This window comes from Lentzea sp. HUAS TT2 (assembly GCF_051853195.1).
Lineage (GTDB): Bacteria > Actinomycetota > Actinomycetes > Mycobacteriales > Pseudonocardiaceae > Lentzea.
Genome location: NZ_CP196667.1, coordinates 3,665,031 through 3,686,863 on the forward strand (window position 1 = coordinate 3,665,031; position 21,833 = coordinate 3,686,863).

A 21,833-nucleotide genomic window follows, 5' to 3' on the forward strand; every position below is an offset into this window, starting at 1 on the left:
CGAGGCACATTCGACTTCGAGCAGGGCTGTCCACACCAGGGTCTGCGTCGACGATCGCCAGCGCGTCCGCGCCCTCTTCAGGCCTTTTGATCCAGTGCTCGCCGTCGCGCAGCCGGTGAAGCACGCGGACGTCCATGAGCACTCCACGGGCGTAGGCCCGGCCAAGTGCGCGAACGGTTGCCTCGTCCTGTGCAGCGGCCCCGGCGACCCGGTCAAGCGCCGGCCCACGCCGTTCCACTTCGCTCATCGCGACCTCCGCTGATCGGGGCCGTGGTCTGCGCCATCTAGCTCGCGATGTACTCCTGATGATCTACTGCGGACATGGGTGCGTCCGCCTGGATCCGCTACGCCGACTACAACCCTGACCCGGTCGTGGTCCTGAACGCTCTGCACGAGCAGGCGCTCGCCAGCGGCGAGTACCACTGGGCCGAACCGGACGTTCCGCGGCCGACGACGGTCCAGGCGCTGCAGGAGCTCTACGGCGTGTACGAGCGCCTCCCGCTGGAGGGCACGCACTCGGTGCTCGACGTCTTCGAGGTCCGTGACGACGTAGAGCCCTGGACGGTCCGCCCCATGGCCGCGGCGGAGATGCGCGAGAAGTTCGGCACCGTCACGCCCACGCGCGAGCAGTTCGACGCGTCCTACGAGGCCGGAGAGCTCGACGAGGACGACGGTCTCAAGTGGAACGGACGGTTCACCACGCTCTTCGAGAACGGTGTGCCGGCCACGACCGTCGTGTGGGGTATCTCGGGCGACTAGCCACCCCGGCTAGCCGCCCGTTGCGCGTCAGCGGCCGCCGCGCGCCATGTGCAGCACGTCCAGAGCGGCGTCCAGCTGCTGCTCGGTGAGCTTTCCCGGCACGTGCCCGCGCTCCAGCACCACCTCGCGGATGGTCTTGCGCTCCTTCAACGACTGCTTGGCGATCGAAGCCGCCTCCTCGTAGCCGATGTAGCGGTTCAGCGGCGTGACGATGGACGGCGACGACTCGGCGTACTCCCGCATCTGGTCCACCGAGGGTTCGGTGCCCAGGAGGACCTTGTCGGCCAGCAGGCGGGCGACGGCGGCCAGCAGGCGGGACGACTCCAGGACGTTGCGGGCGATGACCGGCAGCATCACGTTGAGCTGGAAGTTGCCCTGCGAGCCGGCGAACGCGACGGTGGCGTCGTTGCCGATGACCTGGGCCACGACCATCATCGTCGCCTCGGAGATCACCGGGTTGACCTTGCCCGGCATGATCGAGCTGCCCGGCTGGAGGTCGGGGAGGGCCAGTTCGCCCAGGCCCGTGCGGGGGCCGGAGCCGAGCCAGCGGAGGTCGTTGGCGATTTTGAACAGCGCTACCGCGGTGGCGCGGAGCTGGCCCGAGATCTCGACCACGCCGTCCTGGGTGGCTTGGGCCTCGAAGTGGTCGCGGGCCTCTACCAGCGGCAGGTCGGTGGCGGTGGCCAGTTCGGCTGCCACCAGGCGGCCGAAGTCCGCGGGGGCGTTCAGGCCCGAGCCGACCGCGGTGCCGCCGATGGGGAGTTCCGCCAGGCGCGGGATCGAGGCGTGCAGGCGTTCCACCGAGTAGCGGACCTGGGACGCCCAGGCGCCTGCCTCCTGGCCGAGGGTGATCGGGACGGCGTCCATGAGGTGGGTGCGACCGGACTTGACCAGGTCGGACCATTCGCGGGCGCGTGATTCCAGGACGCCCTGGAGGTGTTCCAGGGACGGGATCACGTCGGTCAGGACGGCCTCGGTGGCGGCCACGCGCAGGGTGGTCGGGAAGGTGTCGTTGGACGACTGCGAGGCGTTGACGTGGTCGTTCGGGTGGACGTCGCGGCCGAGGGCTCGCGTGGCCAGGGTGGCGATGACCTCGTTGGCGTTCATGTTCGAGGACGTGCCGGAACCTGTCTGGAAGACGTCTACCGGGAAGTGGGCGTCCCACTGGCCGTTGGCGACCTCGTCGGCCGCGGTGGCGATGGCGGAGGCCACGTCCTCGTCGAGGACGGCGAGCTGGGCGTTGACCCGGGCCGCCGCTGCCTTGAGCAGGCCCAGTGCTCTGATCTGGGCGCGTTCCAGGCCTCGACCGGAAATCGGGAAGTTCTCGACCGCGCGTTGTGTTTGGGCGCGCCACAATGCGTCGACCGGCACGCGGACCTCACCCATCGTGTCGTGCTCGACGCGGTACTCCTGTTCAGACATACCTTCGAGTCTCTATGGTCGATCACAGCACTGCCACCCACCACTGGCAGAAGGGCACCACTCATGGAGCGTGACGTCGACCTCCTCATCGTGGGAGCTGGTCCCACGGGGTTGTTCGCCGCTTACTACGCAGGCTTCCGGGAAATGAACGTCGCCGTCGTCGACGCACTGCCAGAACCGGGCGGCCAGGTCACGGCGATGTATCCGGAGAAGATGATTTTCGACGTGGCGGGGTTTCCCGCCGTGCGGGGACGTGACCTCGTGAACGGGCTGGTGGAGCAGGCCGGGCAGTTCAAGCCGACCTACCTGCTCGGCCGCCAGGCGCGCACCTGTGAGTCCATTGAGGACGGTTTGCGGGTCGGGCTGGCGGACGGTTCGTCGATCAACACCAAGGCCGTGCTGATCACGGCGGGCATGGGCGAGTTCAACCCGCGCCCGTTGCCCGCGGGTGACGGTTGGCTGGGACGTGGCATGGTCCACTTCGTGCCGGTGCTCGCTGAGCACACCGGGCAGCACGTGGTGATCGTGGGCGGTGGCGACTCGGCGTTCGACTGGGCGCTGGCGCTGCAGCCGATCGCCGCGAGCGTGAAGATCGTGCACCGCAGGGCCAACTTCCGCGCGCACGCGGCCACCGTGCGGCAGGTGCGGGAGCTCGGGGTCGAGATCATCACCGACGCCGAGGTGCTGGCGTTGCGCGGCGAGCCACTGTCCGAAGTGGACATCAAGGTCAAGGGTGGCGACGCGCGGACCTTGCCGGCGCACACCGTGGTCGCGGCGCTCGGGTTCACGGCCGACCTCGGGCCGATCGAGTCGTGGGGGCTCGAGCTCGACCACCGCGCGGTGCTCGTCGACTCCACCATGAAGACCAAGCTGGACAGGGTCTACGCGGCGGGCGACGTCGCGCAGTACCCCGGCAAGGTCAAGCTCATCGCGACCGGGTTCGGGGAGGCGGCGACCGCGGTCAACAACATCGCGGTGGCGCTCAACCCGTCGGCGCACCTGTTCCCCGGGCACTCCAGCGACGGCAGCTGACGGCAGGATCTGCGGGCATGGGGAGACTTGTGGCCGTGCTCGCGGCCTGTCTGCTGTTGTCGGGGTGCAGCGACTGGCCGCCGTACGCGGTGCGGCTCGGGCCGACCGGTGGCGTCGAGATCGTCTACGCGAACTGCGGCGAGGAGGCCGAGAAGCTCGTCCGCATCGCGTTCGTGGTCGTGGAGGGCGACACGTGGGACGAGGACGAGCCGAAGATCTGGCAGCTCGACTTCGTCACGCCGACCCCGCTGTCCTCCGTCGAGACGGGGCGTACGCCGGAGGGCGCGGTGGAGACGGTTCCCTGGCAACAGCCCGCTCCCGACCAGGAAGTGCACGTCGAGATCGCCTACGAGCAGCGCCCACAGGCCACCACGCAGATGTTCACCCTCGCGCAGCTCAGCGAGGGCAAGACGTTGTACCGCGGGGACTGGGTGTCGCGGGAGGAGTTCGACGCGCGCTGCGAGTGACTACGCGAGCGGTGCCGGGTCGTGCTTCGCCAGGTGCTGGAAGATGATCGACGTGCGGAAGCCGACGATCTCCTTGCGCTGACTCAGCCTGTCCACCAGGAACGCGTGCAGGCGGTCGTTGTCCTGCGCGCTCACGTGGATCACGAAGTCGTCGCTGCCCGCCATCACGAACACCGCCGTCACCTCGGGCAGGCCGTGGGCGAAGGTCTTGAACGCGTCGATCACGGCGCGGCTCAGCGGGCGGACCTGGATCGACACCAGCGCCTGCACGCCCCGGTTCAGCGCGGACGGGGTGATGTCGGCGTGGTAGCCGCGGATCACGCCCCGTTCGCGCAGCAGGCGGGTGCGTTCCAGGCACGTCGACGGCGCGACGCCCACCTTGCGGGCGATGTCGCGGTTCGACTGCCGGGCATCGCGCTGCAGTTCCCGCACGATCGCCGAATCAAGTTCATCCATCGCGCTCCTCAGGCTGCTTTGCCGAACAACGTTCGGAGAAGCATCATCAACCCTGCTGTTCACCCTAACTTCGAGGTCGAAGCCTGGCTGAAGTTCGGGGAGGAACGAAGATGTGGGAACACGAACAGCTCGTCGTCCGCTCGGGGAAACGATCGGGGATGACCACCATGGTCGCCCTGCACTCGACGGCGGCGGGGCCGGCGGTCGGCGGGTGCCGGATGAAGGCGTACGCGCAGATCACCGATGCCGTGACGGACGTGCTGCGGTTGTCCAAGGCCATGACGCTGAAGTGCGCGGCGGCCGGGATCCCGCACGGGGGAGCCAAGAGCGTGATCGTGGTGGACCGGGAGCTCACGCCGCAGCTCAGGCGTGACGTGCTGCTCGACCACGCCGACCTGATCAACGAGTTCGGCGGCGCCTACCAGGCCGGTCCGGACGTCGGGACGGGACCGGACGACATGCTGGTGCTCAGGGAGCTGACGCCGCACGCCTACTGCCTGCCCGAGGAGCACGGCGGTACGGGCTCGTCGAGCGGGCCCACGGCGCGGGGTGTGCTGGCGGCGTTGAAGGCGGCTGCCCGGCACACGTTCGGCACGAGCGACCTGGCCGGCCGGAAGGTCGTGATCAGCGGGTTCGGCTCGGTGGGTGAGCTGATCGCCCGCGACCTGAAGGGTGCGGACGTCGTGGTGTCCGACGTGGACGAGAGCAGGCGGACGGGCGAGTTCGCCTGGGTGCGTCCTGACGAGGCGTACCGGATCAAGGCCGACGTGCTCGTCCCTGCGGCGGTGGGCGGGGTGCTCAGCCCGGAGAGCGTGCGGCACCTCGACGTCCGGTTGATCGTCGGGCCCGCCAACAACCAGCTCACCGAGGACGGCGTGGCGGACCTGTTGCGGGAGCGGGGGATCGTGTGGGTGCCCGATCACGTCGCCAGTGCCGGCGGTGTGATCTACACGCTCGCCAGGGAGGACGACGGGGCCGACCACGAGACTGCGCTGAAGAGGGTCGACCGCATCGGGACGACGGTCGAGAAGCTGCTTGAAGGCCTGGCCGGTGCCGGCCAGGCCTTCAAACCGGTCGGTCAGGGCAGGACCTGCACCTTCTCGCCGACCATGAGGTTGTCGTAGAACACCTGTGACGCGTCCCAGGACATCCGGATGCAACCGTGCGACTGGACGGCAGTGTCACCCTGGTGGAACGCGATGCCGGTCGTGGTGAAGTACACCGCGTTCGGCATCGGGCCGTTGTAGGGGACGCTCCAGTCGTTCTTCACCTTGCGCAGCACGGAGAACGTGCCGACCGGGGTCTCGTACCCCGGCTTGCCGTGGCTGATCGGCACCGGGCCGTAGCTCGTGGTGCCGTTGAAGACGAGCCATGCCCGGTTGGAATGCTTCTCCAGGCACGCTCCGTTGTAGACGGTGCATCCCGCCTGAGCCTGTGCGGGAACAGCGAAACCGAGGATCAGAAGCACCGTCGCGATCAGAACTCGCATCTCTCATCACCCCTCGGTAGTGGGATAACCACGATGGGGTGACTTGAATCATCTTCTTATGGAAGTACCTGGACGCGTTCGCCGGGGAAGAGGTTGTTGTAGAAGACCTCGGAGTCGTTCCAGGTCAGCCGCACGCAGCCGTGGGACTGGGAGTTCAGGTCGCCCTGGTGGAACGCGATGCCGTCGGTGGTGAAGTAGACGGCGTTGGGCATCGGGCCGTTGTAGGGGACGCTCCAGTCGTTCTTCACCTTGCGCAGCACCGGGAAGTTGCCCACCGGCGTGCCGAAGCCGGGCTTGCCGTGGCTGATCCGGACCGGGCCGTAGCTCGTCACGCCGTTGGTGACGAGCCAGGCCAGGTTCGTGTGCTTCTGGACGCACGCTCCGTTGTGGACGGAGCAGCTGGACGCTTGGGCGGGTGCCGCGAGACCAAGCAGGAACAAGGCCGTGACGGCCAGGACTCTCATGGTTGATGATCATGAGACCACCTGGACGGTGTCGCCAATCGAAAGGTTGTTGAAGTAGTACTTGGCCGACGGCGGGTCCAGGTGGATGCAGCCGTGCGACGGCACGGTCAGTGAGCCCTCGTGGAACGCGATGCCGCTCTCGGTGAAGTACGTCGACCAGGGCATCGCCGCGTTGTACGGCCGGCTCCACTCGTCCTTCACCTTGCGCAGCACCGGGAAGTTGCCCAGCGGCGTCTCGAAGCCCTTGCGCCCGTGCGTGATCGGCGTCGGGCCGTAGACGATCTTGTCGCCCCTGACGACCCACGACTGGTTCGTCGAGAGCTGGATGCACGCGCCGTCGCTGATGGTGCACGGCGTCGGCTTCACGACGGGCGGTGGCGGCGGCGGGGGAGGAGGCGGTGCCTCGGACGAGACCGGTGGAGCGGACGAGGCCGGCGGCGCCGGCGACGGTGCGGAAGAAGCCGAGGAAGCAGTAGAAGATGGTGGCGCTGCTGGAGTCTCGGCGTGCACGGCCCCCTGCGCGCACCCCGCCACCGACATCAACGCGACCGCCACTAGCAGCATCCGCATCGCGTACCCCCTGGTTGTTCCATCCCTTGCCGAAGTAGACGGCGGGAGGACTGCTCAGGTTGCAACGGCGAGGGCCCGCCTCCCATAACGAATGGGAGACGGGCCCTCGGAATGCGGTTACCCGGTTACAGGCCGCCCACGTTCGAGCTGACCCACGAGCGGTAGTACGCGACGTCGACGTAGATCGACGGCGCCTGGGCGCAGTTGGCGCCGCCGCCGGAGCGGCTCGTGGCACCGATGAGCTCCCAGCGGCCACCCACCGACTTCACCTGCGGGCCACCCGAGTCGCCGTAGCAGGCGCCCTTGTTGCCATCGGTGTTGTTGGTGCAGATCTCCGACGCGGCGCTGATGCCGGAGCACCGGCTGTCAGCGACGATCGAGGTGTTGAGCTCCTGCAGGGTCACCGGGGCACCACACGCGCCGCGGACCGGGCAGGTCTGGCCCCAGCCGATGATGCGGGTGGCGGTGCCGACCGCGCCCGACGACGTCGGGATGGTGATCGGGGCCTGGCTGACCGAGGTGTTCAGCTGCACGACCGCGAGGTCCGCGGACGGGTGCAGGATGATCCGCGACGCGCCGGTCGTGGTGCCGCCGCTGGTCCGGTTCGTGGTGCCGATCCGGGTGCGGATCGAGGACGCCGACGAGCCCTGGACGCAGTGCTTCGCCGTCACGACCCAGTTGGCCTTGACCAGCGAGGCGCCGCAGAAGTGGCTGCCGGAGGTGCTCTGCAGGGAGACCATGAACGGGTAGACCTGGGAGGCGTTGCCGCCGCCGACGATCATCGGCGAGACGTCGCCGTCAGCCGTGGGAGCGGGAGCCGCGCTGGCCGCGGTGACCGTGGCGAGCAGGGCGCCCGCGGCCACGACGATTGCGGAGAACAACGAACGTGCCCTCATCGTTGAGTTCCTTTCCTGAACCCGGCGCAGGGTTGCCGGGGTCAGGTCGGAAACTAAGGACGAACGTCACACCGTCACTAGGGTCACTCGTCTGGTTACCGAGCGTTCACAGTTCACAGTGAATGGGACAATTACGGCAGCGGCTGCTGCACGTCCTCGGGCAGGTCGAAGTCCACCGAGGCGTATTCGCGCAGCTTGTGCAGGCTGTGGAAGCCGTCGATCATGCGCACGGTGCCGGACTTGGAGCGCATGACGATCGACTGCGTGGTGCAGCCACCCGCCCGGTAGTGCACACCGCGCAGAAGGTCTCCGTCGGTCACACCCGTGGCGCAGAAGAAGACGTTGTCACCGGAAACAAGATCGTTCGTGGTGAGCACGCGGGACAGGTCGTGGCCCGCGCCGATCGCCTTCTCGCGCTCCTCGTCGTCCTTCGGCCACAACCGGCCCTGAATGGCGCCACCGACGCACTTCAGCGCCGCCGCGGCGATGATGCCCTCTGGCGTGCCACCGATGCCCACGAGCATGTCCACGCCCGACGTGGGGCGTGCCGCGGCGATCGCGCCGGCCACGTCGCCGTCGGAGATGAAGTGGATGCGCGCGCCGGCCTGACGGACCTCCCGCACGATCTGCTCGTGCCGCGGCCGGTCGAGGATGCACACGTTCACGTCGGACACGTCGCTGTGCTTGGCCTTCGCGACGCGGCGGATGTTCTCCGCGAGCGGCGCGGTGATGTCGATGACGTCGGCCGCCTCCGGGCCCACGGCGAGCTTCTCCATGTAGAACACGGCGGACGGGTCGAACATCGCCCCGCGCTCGGCCACCGCCAGCACGGCCAGCGCGTTCGGCATGCCCTTGGCCATCAGCGTGGTGCCGTCGATCGGGTCGACCGCGACGTCGCAGTCGGGGCCCTCGCCGTTGCCCACCTCTTCACCGTTGAACAGCATGGGCGCCTCGTCCTTCTCGCCCTCGCCGATCACCACGACGCCCCGCATCGAGACGGTGTGGATGAGCTTGCGCATCGCGTCGACGGCCGCCCCGTCGCCGCCGTTCTTGTCGCCGCGCCCCACCCAGCGGCCCGCGGCCATCGCCGCTGCCTCGGTGACGCGCACGAGCTCCAGTGCCAGGTTCCGGTCGGGGGCTTCGCGACGTCGTTCCGCGGGGGTGTTCACCATTGCGCGCCTCCATGCGACTACTCAGCGTGCCGGATTTTGTGATCGGCAGCTGAATCCTTGCACGGGATCACGCGTCCGAAACGTCCTCCTCGACGACAGCCAGAGCTGCATCGATTCGCTCGCGCGCACCGGCGAGATGCTGCTCACAAGTCTTGGCGAGCGCCTCACCGCGTTCCCACAACGCGAGGGAGTCCTCGAGGGACAGGCCACCGGCCTCCAGCTTGCGGACCACCTCGACCAGCTCGTCACGGGCGGACTCGTAACCGAGCGTCTCTGAACTCACGCGGACTGACTCCTCAGACGGCTAAGCACGGTCGCGACGGCCAGGTCGTAGCCGACCAGCGCCTCCGCGAACTCCTCGCCGTCACCCTCTCGCACCGCCTCGTCGATGAGCGCCTCGGCCTCCGCGACGCGCCGGTACTGCACTGTGCCGGCGGTGGCCTCGCTCAGGTCGTGCAACGTCAGGATCAGCGTGCGGCGGCTCGTGGAGTCGCAGTCGCCCACCATCGCCGTCCAGCACTCCGACGCGGCGCGGTTGGCCGCCTCCGCCTTCGTGCGCAGTCCCGAGCCGCAGGAACCGGCCGCCTCCATGGTGAGGGGCAGGAACACGGCATCACGCATCATCGGTACCTCCCCCTTCCGCAGTGGTGACAACGGCGTGCACTGCTCCGTCAACGACGCGTACCCGCAGCTGTGTTCCGCTCGGTGCGTCCGTGACCGAACGCAGCACCCCGTCCGGCCCGTCAGGTGTGACGAGTTGCACAACGGCATATCCGCGCGCCAGCGTGGCGGCTGGTCCGAGGGTCGTCAAGCGGGCTTTGGTCCCGGACAGGTGGACGTCTTCCCGATCGAGTCGTTGCGTGATCGCCCTGCGACCTTGGTCGCGAAAACGCTTCACTTCTTCGGAACGGCGCTCCAGCGGGCCGTAAGGATCCGAAAGTACTGGTCGGGAGCGCAGCTGGTCGAGCAGTTTGCGTTCTCGATCAACCCAGCCGTGCAACGCGCGCCGGCCGCGGTCGCGCATCTGACGGATGCGTTCACTCTCTTCGGCGACATCGGGAACCACCCGTTTGCCAGCGTCGGTCGGCGTCGAACAACGCACGTCAGCGACGTGGTCGAGCAGCGGGGTGTCCGGTTCGTGGCCGATCGCCGACATGACCGGAGTGCGGCACTGGGAGACCGCGCGGCACAGTGCCTCGTCGGAGAACGGCAGCAGGTCCTCCACGCTGCCGCCGCCGCGCGCGATGATGATCACATCGCACTCGGGGTCGCGTTCCAAAGTGGACAGTGCGGTCATCACCTGGGTGACGGCCGTCGGGCCCTGCACGGCGACGTTGATGACGCGGAAGTGCGCGCCGGGCCAACGGTTCCGCGCGTTCGTCAGCACGTCCCGTTCCGCCGCGGAGGCCCGGCCGGTGATGAGACCGATCTTGCCCGGCAGGAACGGCGGCTTGCGCTTGCGGCGCGGGTCGAACAGGCCCTCGGCGTGCAGCAGCTTGCGCAGTCTTTCCATGCGCGCCAGCAACTCGCCGATGCCGACGGCGCGGATGTCGTCCGCCCGCAACGACAGCGTGCCCCGGTTCGGGTAGAAGCTGATCTTCCCGTGCGCGATCACCCTGCTGCCTTCGGTGAGCTGCAGCTCGCGGATCATCGAGGCGTTGCAGGTGATCGACATCGACATGTCGACGCTCGGGTCGCGCAGCGTCAGGAACGCCGTGGAGCTGCGCGCGTTGAGCTGCGTGACCTGGCCCTCGACCCAGACGTCGCCGAGCCGGTTGATCCAGTCGAGCAGCTTGCGGGCCACCGTCCGCACCGGCCAGGGGTTCTCCGGCGTGGATTTCGCATCACTCACGACTGCGCTTTCACCGTCGCGATCCGACGGTTGAGCATCCCCACGAACTCAGGCCGCGACTCGTGAGCCTTCTCGTAGCGCAGCAGTTCCTCGAGCTGCTCGACGTCCAGGTTGCGCAGGCGGGCGCGCAGCTGGGCGATCGACAGCTCGTCGTACATCGGCAGGAACTCGGGGACCTCGGCGAGCGCGCGCTCCTCCTCTTCCCACGGGTCGTCGGCGGCGGTTTCCTGAGAAGTCGTGACGGGCGTCTCGTCCTCGTCGAACGTCGCCCACTCCGGTTCTTCCTCCGCCGGCCTCAGTCCAGAGAGGACGTCGTCGCCCTTGATGGCGAGTTCGGTCACATGCTGCTGGACGCGCATGGACAGCTGCATCGCCTCGCTGACCACCGTCAACGGGAGCCCGGCGAGCTGCTGCGGCAGCCTGCGGGCCTGTTCGAGGGCGGTCACCGCCAGGCCGGCGGCGATGCGGACACCCAGAGGCAGTGGCTTCATGCGGTCTAGCCTGCCGCAACTGCGCGCTGAATGCCTAGGAACGGGCCTGGGTACCCTGGAGCCATGCCCAAGCGAGTCCTGTTGGCGAAGCCGCGTGGTTACTGCGCGGGCGTTGATCGTGCCGTCGAGACGGTCGAGCTCGCCCTCGAGAAGTACGGCGCTCCCGTCTACGTGCGCAAGGAGATCGTCCACAACAAGTACGTCGTGGAGACGTTGTCCGACCGCGGTGCCATCTTCGTCAACGAGACCGACGAGGTCCCTGAGGGCGCGCTCGTCGTGTTCTCAGCGCACGGCGTGTCGCCGGCCGTGCACGCGGAGGCCGAGCAGCGCTCGTTGCGCACCATCGACGCCACCTGCCCGCTCGTGACGAAGGTCCACAAGGAAGCGGTGCGGTTCGCCAAGGAGGACTACGACATCCTCCTGATCGGCCACGAGGGTCACGAGGAGGTCGAGGGCACCGCCGGTGAGGCGCCGGACCACGTCCAGCTCGTCGACACCGCCGAGGACGCCGCCAAGGTCGAGGTGCGCGACCCGAACAAGGTCATCTGGCTGTCCCAGACCACGCTGTCGGTCGACGAGACCATGGTGCGGGTCCGGCAGCTCAAGGAACGCTTCCCCGATCTGCAGGACCCGCCCTCCGACGACATCTGCTACGCCACCTCGAACCGCCAGACCGCGGTGAAGACGATGGCGCCGTCGTGCGACCTGGTGCTCGTCGTGGGCTCGAAGAACTCCTCCAACTCTGTCCGGCTGGTCGAGGTCGCGCTGCAGCACGGCGCCAAGGCCTCGTACCTGATCGACTACGCCAAGGAGGTCGACCTGGCGTGGCTCGAGGGCGTCGAGACCGTCGGCGTCACGTCGGGCGCGTCGGTGCCGGACCTGCTGGTGATGGAGCTGCTCAAGTTCCTCGAGTCCCACGGGTACGGCGAGGTCGAGGAGATCACCACGGCGAACGAGCGCATCACGTTCTCGCTGCCGCGTGAGCTCCGCAAGGACCTGGTCCGCTAGTCGCGCCGCGCCAGAGATCCGCAGGCGAAGTAGCCGCCCGCCCCCGAAGGCCCCCGCCGCTCCTTGCCGCACGCGGGGACCTTTCGTACCGACATGCAGTACGAAAGGTCCCCGCGTGCGGTCGAGCGAGGGCGGGAGGCGCCGCTGGGGCGGCTGATTTACGGCACTGGCCGATCGAGCCGAGCGGGCCTGAAGTTCGTTGGTTCGCGGGCAGCCCGGCCATGGCGTGCGCAAGTACCGCCAATCCATGATCAAATCGCCGCCGGCCGCACCCAGCTCGCCACATGCTCGTCCTGAGCAACCAGGCTCGGGTTTGGCAGTCGGTGGTGGAGAAACGCCTGATGATCTTGAGTTGGTGGTGCTTGCAGACGCCAGAACAGCACGCGAGCTGCTGGTTTGGGCGCTAGCGGTCCTCGCGCGGGCGGGGCTTGCGCTGGCCCGCGGGACGTTCGGCGCGGGCACCTTCCGGGCGCGGGCGGCGGGCCGGTGCCCCCTCGGGACGCGGGCGGCGGGCCGGCGTGCCCTCAGTGCGTTCCGGGCGGGTACGGCGCGGGCGCTCCTCCTCCGCCGGCTCCTCGCGCGGCCTGCGGACGGGCTTGGCGCGTTCCTTGATCTCCGCCTTGGCCTCGCGGACCTCGTCCTTGCTCGGCCGGTTCGGGTTCTTCTGCAGGAACATCCGCAGGATGCCGAGGCCGACGGTGACCGCGGTGGTGATGGCCATGACCGGGAAGCTGTCGATGAGCGGCTTGCCCAGGCCCAGCGCCATGGCGGACAGGCCGCCCTTCTGGATGCCGCCGGTGAACATCACGAGCGTGGGCACCGTCACGGCGAGGATCAGCGGCGGCTGCACCATCGGCCCGAACAGGCTGCGGCGCTGCACCAGCAGGATCCCGGCCAGCGCTCCGACGAAGAACACGACGTTGAACGTCCAGCCGACCGTCTTGCTGGAGTTGATGTCGATGAACGCACCGATGAACGCCGGGATCAGGGCAGCGAGGATCGCCGCCCACCACGGGATGCCCTTGAACTCCCCGAAGATGGCCCGGTAGTTCCACGGAACCGCGTCGTAGTCTTCGACGTCGTCGTCATCGAAAGCTGCTGAACGCTCGCGCAACTCACTCACGACGCACACGGTAGCCGTTCGGCCATTCGGTGTTCGTCAGTCCGCTGCTTTCTCACCCAGAAGCAACCTGCGGGCACACTCCGTGCGTTTTAAGCGGACTGTTCGTCCGCCCTTCGGACGAGCGGAAGGGGCGTGGGGGTGGCGGAGGCGTCCGTCAGCGGCTCCACGCTCGCCCGGAAGCCCTCCAGCGCGTCCAGTTCCCGGCGCCTCGCCGACAGGAACCGCTGCAGGTGGGTGGTGGAGAGGTTGACGGCGTCGATGGCGCTGTCGGCGGCCCGGTTCGCGCGGCCCGCCTGCAGCCTGACCTGCTCCACGTCGTCGGCCAGCGCGCGTTCGGTGACGGCGAACATCGCCGAGGAGGCGATCACGGCGAACCCGGTCGGGCCGCACAGGAAGACGCGGCGGTCGAGCAGCCAGCGCAGCAGTTCGGGATCGGTGTCCAGGGCTGCGACGACCGCGCCGTCGTTGGGGACGAACATGATCGTGCCGTAGATCGCGTCGGCCCAGCGCTGGTAGCCCTTGCCCGCCAGTTCGGCGGCGCGGGAGCGGATGTTGCGGACGTGCACGCGCAGGGCGTCCTGGCGTTCCTGCGGATCGTCCGTCTCGACCGCCTCTGCCCACGTCGCCATGGACATCTTCGAGTCGACCGGGACCGCGCGGCCGCCGCCGACGTTCAGCACCATGTCGGGCCTGACCGCGCCGCCGCCCGCCACGTCCGTCTGGAGCGTGTAGTGGAGGTTCTCCCTCAGGCCGAGTGCGCGCGCCGTTTCGACGAGCACCTGTTCGCCCAGTTCACCACGGCCGCTGACGCTGGAGAACGCCACCTCGTAGCGTTGCAGGGCAACCTGTTGGGCGTCGTAGCGCGCGCGTTCGGAGCCGATGGCCTGGAGCGCTTCGTCGGTTCGCCGGACGCTGTCCTGGTAGAGACGCCAGACGAACAGCAGCGCCCCGGCGCTCACGAGGGCCAGGACGAGCGAGGCGGTGATGATCACTGCGGTCACGGCACCGATGATGCTCTCTCAAAGATGTCGAACTCGATCGGGTGACACGCCGGGAACCCTCCCGGAGTTTTGTCGGACCTCGTCTCTACGGTTGGGGCCATGCGGATCCTGCACACCTCCGACTGGCACGTGGGGCGCACCTTCCACGGCCGCGACCTGCTCGTGGAGCAGGAGTCGGTGCTGAGCGGCCTCGCTGACCTGGTGTCCTCCGAGAAGGTCGACGTCGTGGTCATCTCGGGCGACCTGTACGACCGGGCCGTGCCGTCGGCCGACGCGGTGGCGTTGTGCGCGCGGGTCCTGATGCGGATCCGGGCGGCCGGGGCGCGGATCGTGATCACGCCGGGCAACCACGACTCGGCGGCGCGGATCGGCGTGTTCGGGGAGTTCGCCGCGGCCGGTGGGCTGTACCTGCGCACGCAGATCTCGTTGCTGGACAAGCCGGTCGAGCTGGAGGACGAGCACGGGCCCGTCGCGGTGTACGGGATCCCGTTCCTGGAGCCGGAACCCGCGCGGCACGTGCTCGGGGTGGCGGACAAGGGGCACGCGCCCGTGCTCGGCGAGGCGATGCGGCGGATTCGCGCCGACCTGGCATCGCGCGAGGCGCGGTCCGTGGTGCTGGCACACGCTTTCGTGACGGGCGGGGCGCCGTCGGAGTCCGAGCGCACCATCGCGGTGGGCGGCGTGCAGGACGTGTCGATGCAGGTGTTCGCGGGCGTCGACTACGTGGCTTTGGGGCACCTGCACGGGCCGCAGACGCTGGCGGAGAACCTGAGGTACTCGGGATCGCCTTTGGCGTACTCGTTCTCCGAGGCGCGGCACCGCAAGTCGGTGTGGCTGGTCGAGTTGGACGCGGGCGGGCTCGTCGGGGTGGAACGGCGCGATCTGCCGGTGCCGCGGCAGCTGGCCGTGGTGAGCGGGACGTTGGCCGAGGTGCTGGAGGATCCGGCGCACCAGCCGCTGGAGGACCACTTCCTGTCCGTGGTGCTGACGGACCAGGTGCGGCCGATGGACGCGTTGCGGCAGTTGCAGAAGCGGTTCGAGCACGCGGTGCACGTGGAGTGGCGGCCGGAGCAGGGCCCGCAGCACACCATGACCTACGCGGAACGGCTGCGCGGCCGGACCGACGAGGAAGTGGCCTGCTGCTTCGTGTCGGACGCGCGCGGCTCCGAGCCCTCCAAGGCGGAGATGGCGTTGTTGCGCGAGGCGTTCGCGTCGGTGGCGAGGGAGCAGGAGCAATGAGACTGCACCGCCTGGAGCTCACGGCGTTCGGGCCTTACCCGAAGCCCGAGGTCGTCGACTTCGACGAACTGGGTGCGGACGGGCTGTTCCTGCTGCACGGCGACACCGGCGCGGGCAAGACGACGTTGCTCGACGCGGTGGCGTTCGCGCTGTTCGGCCGGGTGCCGGGCGCGCGCGGAGACGTGAAGAAGCTGCGTTGCGAGTACGCCGATCCCGAGGTGCCGACGGAGGTGTCGCTGGAGCTCACCGTGCAGTCGCGGCGGTTCCGGATCGTGCGCTCGCCGGAGTTCGACAGGCCGAAGAAGCGCGGCGGCGGGTTCACCACGCAGCCCGCGAAGTGCTCGCTGACCTGGCTCGAGGGCTGGGACGGCGAGGGCATCACGCGCATCGACGACGTGGCGCGCGCGGTCGAGGACATGCTGGGCATGTCGTACGAGCAGTTCTTCCAGGTCGTGCTGTTGCCGCAGGGCGAGTTCGCACGGTTCCTGAGGTCGGACACGGCCGAGCGCGAGGTGTTGCTGGAGAAGCTCTTCGGCACCGAGCGGTTCCTGGACGTGGAGAAGTGGTTCCGCGACAAGAGGGTTGTCGCCGGGCGGGTGCTGGAGGAGCGCCGCCAGGGCGCCTCCGAGCTGGTGCACCGGGTGGCCGAGGCCGCCGGTGAGGAGCCGTCGTTCGAGCCGGGCTGGCTGGAGTCCGTGCTGGAGCGGCTGGCCGGGGCCGTGACCGCGGCCAGGGCGTTGTCCGAGGAGACGGCCGGGGTGGCCGACGGCGCGGACGCGTTGCTGGCCCAGGCCCGCGTGCACGCCGACCAGATCCGCCGCGTGCGCGAGGCCCGTGAGCTGCTGGCGCGGGTGGAGGCCGCGGACTCGGCGTCGTGGTTCGCCGAACGTGACGCCGCCCGTCGCGCGAGCCCTGTCGTGCCGGCGTTCGGGGAGATCGCGAAGCTCCAGCAGTCCTGCGAGTTCGCCGTCCGCGACGAGTCCCGTGCCGCGGAGTCGTTGGCGCTGCTGGGATACACGGGCACGTCGCTGCGCGAGGACGCGGCGGGCTACCGCGAGGAGGCCGGTGGCCTGGGCGAGCTGGCGGCCGAGGCCGAACGCCAGCAGGCCGACGTGCGCCGGTTGTCGGTGCTGAAGAACTCCTCGTACCAGGTGGAACGCCGCCTGCTGGCGTTGAACGCCGAGCTGGACGTGCTGCCGGAACGCCTCGCCCAGTGCCGCCTGCAGCTGGACGCGGCCGCGGAGGCCTCGGCGCGCCTGGAGTCGCTGAAGTCCCGCGCCGACGCCGCCCTGGCGTTGCCGGAGGCGGGGAAAGCGTTGGAGCGCACCAAAAAGGCGCTGCACGAGGCGATCGACGTCCACCAGAAGACCAAGGACGTCCTCCAGCAGGTCCGCCACCAGCGCCTGGAGAACATGGCGATCGAACTGGCGGGGGCTTTGCAGCGCGGCAAGCCCTGCGCGGTCTGCGGTTCGCCCTCGCACCCCGCGCCCGCGCAACCGATGCTCGGCGGTGTCGACGCGACCGACGAGGAGGACGCGGCCGCAGAGGAACAGCTCGCGCTCGACCGCCGCAACGACGCCGAGCGTGCCGCCCACGCCGCCGAACTGCGCATCCAGGCCTGCTGGGAGGCCCTGGGTTCCGACGAACCCGCTGCCGCGGTGGCCGAGTACCGGGCGGCGCTGGAACTGGCCCGCACCCGTTCGCAGCGGCAGAACGAGTTCGTCGGCTTGGAGGGCAAGACCCGCGAGCTGGGCGCGGAGAAGGCCCAGGTGGAACAGGACCTCGTCGGCCTGCGCACCGAGCACGCGTCGTTGGTGGGCGTGGTCGAGGAGCGCGGCGCCCGGCTGGACAAGGCGCGAGGCGAGCACGACGACGTCCTGACCCGCCGGGACCACCTGCTGCGGCTGTCGAAGGCGTTGGTGGAGCTGGCCGATCGCCGGAGCGCCAGGGACGCGGCCTTCGCCAGGGTCGAGGAGCAGCAGGCCCTGGTCGCGGGCATGGCCGCGGAGGCGGGCTTCGCGGACGTCGAGTCGGCGCTGGCCGCGGCCCGTCCGGCGGTCAAGCTGCAGGCGCTGGACGACAAGATCGCCGCCTGGGAACGCGCCCGTGCGTCGGCCTCGGCGACGCTGGAGGAGCTGGCCGGGATCGACCCGGCCGCCGAGGTGGACCTCGCCCAGGTCACGGCGGAGGCCTCGTCGGCCCGTGCCGCCGCGTCCTCGGCCGCCACGAGCCTGGCACGCGCCCAGGAGGCGTTCGACCGGGTCGGCCAGCTCGCCGCCCGGCTGAGGGCCGAGTGGAAGTCGCTGGAGCCGCTGGAGGCCACCTACGCCGAGCTGGACGCGCTGACCGACGTGATCAACGGGCGCGGCCAGAACTCGAAGAAGATGACCCTGCGGTCGTACGTGCTGGCAGCGCGGCTGGAGGAGGTCGCGGTCGCCGCGTCCGCCCGGCTGCACCGGATGAGCCAGGGGCGGTACAGCTTCGTGCACTCCGACTCGGCCGGGGCGCGCGGCACCCGCGGCGGGCTGAACCTCGACGTGCTGGACGACTACTCGGGGCGGGCGCGGCCGGCCAAGACGTTGTCCGGCGGGGAGTCGTTCCTGGCCTCGCTGTCGCTCGCGCTCGGGCTGGCCGACGTGGTCGCCAACGAGACCGGTGGCGCGTTGCTGGACACGCTGTTCGTCGACGAGGGGTTCGGCACCCTGGACTCGGACACGCTGGACATCGTGATGAACACGCTGGACGAGCTGCGGGCCGGTGGACGGGTCGTGGGGCTGGTGTCACACGTGGAGGAGCTGCGGCAGCGGATTCCCACGCGGCTGCGGGTGCGCAAGGCGCGGACCGGGTCGACGCTGGAGATGTCGCTGGCGTGATCAGCGTCTAACCTCGGCGAGTGCTGTCCCACGTGGAAATCACCGCTCGCGTCGAGGTCACCGAGGCCGCCCACTTCTGGTGGTCGAACAGGGTGGAGTACTCGCACGACTGCTTCGTGTGCCGCAGGACCGGCCGGACCGTCGTCCTGCACGAGGGCGCGGCGCACGGTCTGTGCAGCTCCTCGCAGACGCGGCTGGAATGGCAGGACGATCTCGACCTCGCGGGCAGCCACCCAGCGCCGATCCGCATCACCGGGTTCGACTCCTACGGTGGCAAGGCCCACCACGCGCTGCGCTGCCGGTTGTCGTTCTGGTGGTCGCCGTTCACCGACCTCAAGCGCCCGGACACGCGGGGCAGCGAGCTGGCGGGCAAGTCGTGGGTCCGCCTGCATTACCGCGTCGGGTGTCATTCCTGCCGCGACGCCGGAGAGGACGACTGGTTCAACGGGGAGCAGTCGCTGCAGACCAACGCGGTCTGGCCGGTCGCCAGGCCGTGCCGGAAGTGCGGCACGGACCTGGTCACCATGACGGGGCCGCCGGAGATCAACCTGGTCGGTTAGCGCTCGTGGGCGAGCAGCCAGCGCTTGACGTCGAGGCCCCAGCGGAAGCCGCCGAGGTTGCCGCCGATGCGGATCACCCGGTGGCAGGGAACGAACAGCGCCACCGAGTTGCGCGCGCAGGCCGAGGCTGCGGCGCGGATGGCGGCGGGACGGCCGGACAGCTCGGCGTACTCGCTGTAGGTGACGGGCTCGCCGGCGCGGACCGTGCGCAGGACGTCCCACGCGTGCTGCAGGAACGGGCCCGACCTCTGCCGGACCTCGACGGTGTCGATCGAGGTCAGGTCGCCTTCGTGGTAGGCGATGACGGCCTTGGTGACGTCGCCCAGGTCGGGCCGTTCGGTGATCTCGGCCGGCATCAGGGAGGCGTGGATCTGCGGCGTCAGCAGGGCGAGGTCGGCGGTCCAGCCGCTGGCCAGCACTGCCCCGTCCGGCGCGACGATCGCGGTGAACGGCCCCGCCGGGGTGTCCACAGTGGACGTGTGTGCGACGCTCATGATGTAGCTGCCTTCCTCGTCAGGTGTGCTCCGGCGTAGGAGCGCCACGGCCGCCATTCGGGACCGTGGGAAGCCAGGTGTCTCGCCGCGGCGGGGAGCACCAGCACGTCCGGTGCGCCCAGCACCCGCATGGCCACCTCGTCGGCCACGGCGGTGCCGACCAGCGGGGTGAGTTCCTCGGTCAGGTCCTCGATCGAGCGGCCCACGTCCACGACGAGGCTGCCGTTCGCCAGCGCCTCGGTGACGGGGTGGTCTCCCGCCGCGTAGAGGTGCGTCAGCGCGCCGTCCGGGATCTGCAGCGGGACACCGGTGAACGGGGCCACCAGCCGCAGCAGGGTCTCCGCGCCGTCCACGCTGCCCGCCACGCGGATGCCGGGCGTCTCGCGGACCAGCGGGCCGATCATCGGGTCCGCGCCCAGGAACGAGTCGACGGCCATCGGGTCGGCGTCGAGGTCCAGCAGGCGCCGGACGCGGGACACGGCCGCGCCCAGGTCCCGCACGTCGGCCAGCCGCAGCGAGCACAGGACGTGGTCGGTGGGGAACGTCAGGCGGACCGTCGCCTCACCGTGCGGCAGTGAGAGCGTGCGCGCGTAGGAGTCGGCGGTCACCTCCTCGACGCCGGGCAACGCGTGCGCCCGGAAGTGGGCCAGCAGCCCCGCGGCGTCGAACGGCGGCCGGTACGGCAGCCGCAGGACGATGCGACCCGGCGTGCCCACCGGTGCCTTGCCCCGGCCGCGCATGTCGGACGGCGTGGACGCGAACACCATGCGGATCGTGTCGTTGAACTGCCGCACCGACGCGAAGCCCGCGGCGAACGCGATGTCGGCGAACGGCAGCTCGGTCGTCTCGATCAGCAACCGGGCGGCGTGCGCGCGGTGGGCACGCGCCAGCGCCAGCGGTCCGGCGCCCAGTTCGGCGGTCAGCACCCGCGTGAGGTGGCGTTCCGAGTAGCCCAGCCTGGACGCCAGGCCGGTCACCCCGTCGCGTTCCACGATGCCGTCGCTGATCAGGCGCATCGCCCGCCCGGCGAGGTCCGCGCGGAGGTTCCACTCGGGGGAGCCGGGCACGGCGTCGGGCAGGCAGCGGCGGCAGGCGCGGAACCCGGCGGACTGCGCGGCCGCTGCCGTCAGGAAGAACTGGCTGTTGCGGCGCTTCGGGGTCACCGCGGGGCACGACGGCCGGCAGTAGATGCCGGTCGTGCGGACCGCGTGGATGAAGCACCCGTCGAAACGGGCGTCACGTGCGGAGCACACCCGGTACGCGTGTTCTTCGTCAATGACCATGCCATCGATCCTGCCAGCGGGAACGGCCAATGGCTCGCGGGAATCGGACACGACCGTCGGCTGCCGTAGACTCGCTCCCCGTGAGTTTGACCCTCGGTATCGTCGGCCTGCCCAACGTTGGCAAGTCCACCCTGTTCAACGCGCTCACGCGCAACGACGTGCTCGCCGCGAACTACCCGTTCGCGACGATCGAGCCGAACGTGGGCGTCGTGCCGCTGCCGGATGCGCGTCTCTCCAAGCTGGCCGCGATCTTCGGCTCCGAGCGCGAGGTGCCCGCCGTGGTGTCGTTCGTCGACATCGCGGGCATCGTCAAGGGCGCGTCGGAGGGCGAAGGCCTCGGCAACAAGTTCCTCGCGAACATCCGCGAGGCCAACGCGATCTGCCAGGTGATCCGCGTCTTCGACGACCCGGACGTCGTGCACGTCGACGGCCGCGTCGATCCGTCGAGCGACATCGAGACGATCAACACGGAGCTGATCCTCGCCGACCTCCAGACCCTCGAGAAGGCCATCCCGAGGATCGAGAAGGAGGCGCGGATGCAGAAGGACCGCCGCGCCGTCCTCGAGAACGCCAAGAAGGCCAAGGACATCCTCGACGCGGGCCGCACGCTGTTCGCAGCGCAGTCCGAAGTGGACGGTGAACTGCTGCGTGAGCTCTCCCTGCTCACCACCAAGCCGTTCCTCTACGTCTTCAACGCCGACGAGGGCGTCCTGACCGACGAGGCCCGCGTGAAGGAACTGCGCGAGCTCGTCGCCCCGGCCGACGCGGTGTTCCTCGACGCCAAGGTCGAGTCGGAGCTCCTCGAGCTCGACGAGGAGTCGGCCCTCGAGCTGCTGGAGTCGATCGGCCAGGCGGAGCCGGGCCTGCACGCCCTGGCCCGCGCCGGCTTCCACACCCTCGGCCTGCAGACCTACCTCACCGCGGGCCCGAAGGAGGCGCGCGCCTGGACGATCCCGCAGGGCGCCACCGCCCCGCAGGCCGCCGGCGTGATCCACACGGACTTCGAGAAGGGCTTCATCAAGGCCGAGGTCGTGTCGTTCGACGACCTGGTGGCCTCCGGGTCGAAGGCTGACGCGAAGGCGGCGGGCAAGGTCCGCATGGAGGGCAAGGACTACGTCATGTCCGATGGCGACGTGGTGGAGTTCCGCTTCAACGTCTGATCAGCCGAAGGGGCCGGGCCTG

At 69.6% G+C, this 21,833-nt stretch carries 24 protein-coding genes; 9 read left to right on the forward strand and 15 right to left on the reverse strand.

The annotated features are described in order from the left end of the window. Positions 1–321 precede the first annotated feature (321 nt). The gene (locus ACSHWB_RS18500; protein ID WP_439663252.1) at positions 322–759 is read left to right on the forward strand and encodes a hypothetical protein; all 438 of its coding nucleotides are present in this window, start codon (positions 322–324) and stop codon (positions 757–759) included. A 27-nt stretch (positions 760–786) separates the two neighbouring features. Here the strand turns inward: ACSHWB_RS18500 and ACSHWB_RS18505 are convergent, their stop codons facing one another. Continuing rightward, positions 787–2,181: a class II fumarate hydratase gene (locus ACSHWB_RS18505; RefSeq protein ID WP_439663253.1), complete on the reverse strand. Its 1,395-nt coding sequence runs from the start codon at positions 2,179–2,181 to the stop codon at positions 787–789. Positions 2,182–2,244: 63 nt separating this feature from the next. Between ACSHWB_RS18505 and ACSHWB_RS18510 the strand changes: the two genes are divergently transcribed. After that, positions 2,245–3,213: an NAD(P)/FAD-dependent oxidoreductase gene (locus ACSHWB_RS18510; RefSeq protein WP_439663254.1), complete on the forward strand. Its 969-nt coding sequence runs from the start codon at positions 2,245–2,247 to the stop codon at positions 3,211–3,213. 17 nt (positions 3,214–3,230) lie between these two features. Further along, positions 3,231–3,680: a hypothetical protein gene (locus ACSHWB_RS18515; protein ID WP_439663255.1), complete on the forward strand. Its 450-nt coding sequence runs from the start codon at positions 3,231–3,233 to the stop codon at positions 3,678–3,680. Here ACSHWB_RS18515 and ACSHWB_RS18520 read toward each other — a convergent pair whose 3' ends face one another. Further along, on the reverse strand, positions 3,681–4,136 hold the full coding sequence (locus tag ACSHWB_RS18520; protein WP_439663256.1) for an Lrp/AsnC family transcriptional regulator: 456 nt from the start codon (positions 4,134–4,136) through the stop codon (positions 3,681–3,683). A 110-nt stretch (positions 4,137–4,246) separates the two neighbouring features. Here ACSHWB_RS18520 and ACSHWB_RS18525 point away from each other — a divergent pair, with 110 nt between their 5' ends. After that, on the forward strand, positions 4,247–5,260 hold the full coding sequence (locus ACSHWB_RS18525) for a Glu/Leu/Phe/Val dehydrogenase dimerization domain-containing protein (protein WP_439663257.1): 1,014 nt from the start codon (positions 4,247–4,249) through the stop codon (positions 5,258–5,260). Here the strand turns inward: ACSHWB_RS18525 and ACSHWB_RS18530 are convergent. The 9 genes from ACSHWB_RS18530 to ACSHWB_RS18570 form a co-directional block, all read right to left on the reverse strand. Further along, positions 5,215–5,625, reverse strand: a complete 411-nt coding sequence (locus ACSHWB_RS18530) for a L,D-transpeptidase (protein WP_439663258.1) — start codon at positions 5,623–5,625, stop codon at positions 5,215–5,217. The two genes, ACSHWB_RS18525 and ACSHWB_RS18530, sit on opposite strands and share 46 nt — an antisense overlap. Positions 5,626–5,681: 56 nt before the next feature. Beyond that, on the reverse strand, positions 5,682–6,089 hold the full coding sequence (locus tag ACSHWB_RS18535) for a L,D-transpeptidase (RefSeq protein ID WP_439663259.1): 408 nt from the start codon (positions 6,087–6,089) through the stop codon (positions 5,682–5,684). A gap of 9 nt (positions 6,090–6,098) precedes the next feature. Further along, entirely contained in the window at positions 6,099–6,659 is a 561-nt protein-coding gene (locus ACSHWB_RS18540) for a L,D-transpeptidase (protein WP_439663260.1), read from the reverse strand. A gap of 125 nt (positions 6,660–6,784) precedes the next feature. Beyond that, the gene (locus ACSHWB_RS18545; protein ID WP_439663261.1) at positions 6,785–7,555 is read right to left on the reverse strand and encodes a S1 family peptidase; all 771 of its coding nucleotides are present in this window, start codon (positions 7,553–7,555) and stop codon (positions 6,785–6,787) included. Between the two features lie 131 nt (positions 7,556–7,686). Next, the gene (gene glpX / locus ACSHWB_RS18550; RefSeq protein WP_090065604.1) at positions 7,687–8,727 is read right to left on the reverse strand and encodes a class II fructose-bisphosphatase; all 1,041 of its coding nucleotides are present in this window, start codon (positions 8,725–8,727) and stop codon (positions 7,687–7,689) included. Between the two features lie 67 nt (positions 8,728–8,794). After that, on the reverse strand, positions 8,795–9,010 hold the full coding sequence (locus ACSHWB_RS18555) for an exodeoxyribonuclease VII small subunit (protein ID WP_439663262.1): 216 nt from the start codon (positions 9,008–9,010) through the stop codon (positions 8,795–8,797). After that, positions 9,007–9,351, reverse strand: a complete 345-nt coding sequence (locus ACSHWB_RS18560) for a sugar ABC transporter substrate-binding protein (protein WP_439663263.1) — start codon at positions 9,349–9,351, stop codon at positions 9,007–9,009. The genes ACSHWB_RS18555 and ACSHWB_RS18560 overlap by 4 nt, the downstream gene beginning before the upstream one ends. Next, positions 9,341–10,579 carry an exodeoxyribonuclease VII large subunit gene (xseA, locus tag ACSHWB_RS18565; RefSeq protein WP_439663264.1) on the reverse strand — a complete coding sequence of 413 codons (1,239 nt, stop codon included), beginning with the start codon at positions 10,577–10,579 and terminating at the stop codon, positions 9,341–9,343. The genes ACSHWB_RS18560 and xseA overlap by 11 nt, the downstream gene beginning before the upstream one ends. Further along, the gene (locus ACSHWB_RS18570) at positions 10,576–11,070 is read right to left on the reverse strand and encodes a lipid droplet-associated protein (RefSeq protein WP_439663265.1); all 495 of its coding nucleotides are present in this window, start codon (positions 11,068–11,070) and stop codon (positions 10,576–10,578) included. The genes xseA and ACSHWB_RS18570 overlap by 4 nt, the downstream gene beginning before the upstream one ends. Before the next feature lie 63 nt (positions 11,071–11,133). On the opposite strand from ACSHWB_RS18570, the gene ACSHWB_RS18575 reads away from it, so the two are divergent. Next, complete coding sequence (locus tag ACSHWB_RS18575) at positions 11,134–12,078, forward strand: 4-hydroxy-3-methylbut-2-enyl diphosphate reductase (RefSeq protein ID WP_439663266.1); 945 nt, start codon at positions 11,134–11,136, stop codon at positions 12,076–12,078. A 403-nt stretch (positions 12,079–12,481) separates the two neighbouring features. Here ACSHWB_RS18575 and ACSHWB_RS18580 read toward each other — a convergent pair whose 3' ends face one another. Together ACSHWB_RS18580 and ACSHWB_RS18585 are read right to left on the reverse strand one after the other, a co-directional pair. Further along, entirely contained in the window at positions 12,482–13,201 is a 720-nt protein-coding gene (locus tag ACSHWB_RS18580; RefSeq protein WP_439663267.1) for a DUF6542 domain-containing protein, read from the reverse strand. A gap of 89 nt (positions 13,202–13,290) precedes the next feature. Beyond that, positions 13,291–14,202 (reverse strand): DNA recombination protein RmuC, encoded by a 912-nt coding sequence (locus ACSHWB_RS18585; RefSeq protein ID WP_319980264.1) that lies wholly within the window; start codon positions 14,200–14,202, stop codon positions 13,291–13,293. Positions 14,203–14,301: 99 nt separating this feature from the next. Between ACSHWB_RS18585 and ACSHWB_RS18590 the strand changes: the two genes are divergently transcribed. Genes ACSHWB_RS18590 through ACSHWB_RS18600 form a run of 3 tightly spaced genes read left to right on the forward strand, consistent with a single transcriptional unit; the run spans position 14,302 to position 18,874 of the window. Beyond that, positions 14,302–15,441, forward strand: a complete 1,140-nt coding sequence (locus ACSHWB_RS18590; RefSeq protein ID WP_439663268.1) for an exonuclease SbcCD subunit D — start codon at positions 14,302–14,304, stop codon at positions 15,439–15,441. Then, the gene (locus ACSHWB_RS18595; protein WP_439663269.1) at positions 15,438–18,314 is read left to right on the forward strand and encodes an AAA family ATPase; all 2,877 of its coding nucleotides are present in this window, start codon (positions 15,438–15,440) and stop codon (positions 18,312–18,314) included. The genes ACSHWB_RS18590 and ACSHWB_RS18595 overlap by 4 nt, the downstream gene beginning before the upstream one ends. A 32-nt stretch (positions 18,315–18,346) precedes the next feature. Continuing rightward, a complete protein-coding gene (locus ACSHWB_RS18600; protein ID WP_439663270.1) occupies positions 18,347–18,874 on the forward strand; it encodes a hypothetical protein in 528 nt (175 codons plus the stop codon). On the opposite strand, the gene ACSHWB_RS18605 is transcribed toward ACSHWB_RS18600, so the two are convergent. Beyond that, positions 18,871–19,368, reverse strand: coding sequence for a methylated-DNA--[protein]-cysteine S-methyltransferase (locus ACSHWB_RS18605; RefSeq protein ID WP_439663271.1), 498 nt, complete (start codon positions 19,366–19,368; stop codon positions 18,871–18,873). The two genes, ACSHWB_RS18600 and ACSHWB_RS18605, sit on opposite strands and share 4 nt — an antisense overlap. Then, a complete protein-coding gene (locus ACSHWB_RS18610) occupies positions 19,365–20,651 on the reverse strand; it encodes a bifunctional transcriptional activator/DNA repair enzyme AdaA (RefSeq protein ID WP_439663272.1) in 1,287 nt (428 codons plus the stop codon). Before ACSHWB_RS18610 ends, ACSHWB_RS18605 begins: the two co-directional genes overlap by 4 nt. Positions 20,652–20,731: 80 nt before the next feature. Between ACSHWB_RS18610 and ychF the strand changes: the two genes are divergently transcribed. Continuing rightward, positions 20,732–21,811 carry a redox-regulated ATPase YchF gene (gene ychF / locus ACSHWB_RS18615; RefSeq protein ID WP_439663273.1) on the forward strand — a complete coding sequence of 360 codons (1,080 nt, stop codon included), beginning with the start codon at positions 20,732–20,734 and terminating at the stop codon, positions 21,809–21,811. The last annotated feature ends 22 nt before the right edge of the window (positions 21,812–21,833 follow it).

Coding starts and splice junctions, on each gene's coding strand:
- ACSHWB_RS18500 (WP_439663252.1), top strand. CDS start 322: ATGGGTGCGTCCGCCTGGATCCGCTACGCCGACTACAACCCTGACCCG.
- ACSHWB_RS18505 (WP_439663253.1), bottom strand. CDS start 2,181: ATGTCTGAACAGGAGTACCGCGTCGAGCACGACACGATGGGTGAGGTC.
- ACSHWB_RS18510 (WP_439663254.1), top strand. CDS start 2,245: ATGGAGCGTGACGTCGACCTCCTCATCGTGGGAGCTGGTCCCACGGGG.
- ACSHWB_RS18515 (WP_439663255.1), top strand. CDS start 3,231: ATGGGGAGACTTGTGGCCGTGCTCGCGGCCTGTCTGCTGTTGTCGGGG.
- ACSHWB_RS18520 (WP_439663256.1), bottom strand. CDS start 4,136: ATGGATGAACTTGATTCGGCGATCGTGCGGGAACTGCAGCGCGATGCC.
- ACSHWB_RS18525 (WP_439663257.1), top strand. CDS start 4,247: ATGTGGGAACACGAACAGCTCGTCGTCCGCTCGGGGAAACGATCGGGG.
- ACSHWB_RS18530 (WP_439663258.1), bottom strand. CDS start 5,625: ATGCGAGTTCTGATCGCGACGGTGCTTCTGATCCTCGGTTTCGCTGTT.
- ACSHWB_RS18535 (WP_439663259.1), bottom strand. CDS start 6,089: ATGAGAGTCCTGGCCGTCACGGCCTTGTTCCTGCTTGGTCTCGCGGCA.
- ACSHWB_RS18540 (WP_439663260.1), bottom strand. CDS start 6,659: ATGCGGATGCTGCTAGTGGCGGTCGCGTTGATGTCGGTGGCGGGGTGC.
- ACSHWB_RS18545 (WP_439663261.1), bottom strand. CDS start 7,555: ATGAGGGCACGTTCGTTGTTCTCCGCAATCGTCGTGGCCGCGGGCGCC.
- glpX (WP_090065604.1), bottom strand. CDS start 8,727: ATGGTGAACACCCCCGCGGAACGACGTCGCGAAGCCCCCGACCGGAAC.
- ACSHWB_RS18560 (WP_439663263.1), bottom strand. CDS start 9,351: ATGATGCGTGATGCCGTGTTCCTGCCCCTCACCATGGAGGCGGCCGGT.
- ACSHWB_RS18570 (WP_439663265.1), bottom strand. CDS start 11,070: ATGAAGCCACTGCCTCTGGGTGTCCGCATCGCCGCCGGCCTGGCGGTG.
- ACSHWB_RS18575 (WP_439663266.1), top strand. CDS start 11,134: ATGCCCAAGCGAGTCCTGTTGGCGAAGCCGCGTGGTTACTGCGCGGGC.
- ACSHWB_RS18590 (WP_439663268.1), top strand. CDS start 14,302: ATGCGGATCCTGCACACCTCCGACTGGCACGTGGGGCGCACCTTCCAC.
- ACSHWB_RS18595 (WP_439663269.1), top strand. CDS start 15,438: ATGAGACTGCACCGCCTGGAGCTCACGGCGTTCGGGCCTTACCCGAAG.
- ACSHWB_RS18605 (WP_439663271.1), bottom strand. CDS start 19,368: ATGAGCGTCGCACACACGTCCACTGTGGACACCCCGGCGGGGCCGTTC.
- ACSHWB_RS18610 (WP_439663272.1), bottom strand. CDS start 20,651: ATGGTCATTGACGAAGAACACGCGTACCGGGTGTGCTCCGCACGTGAC.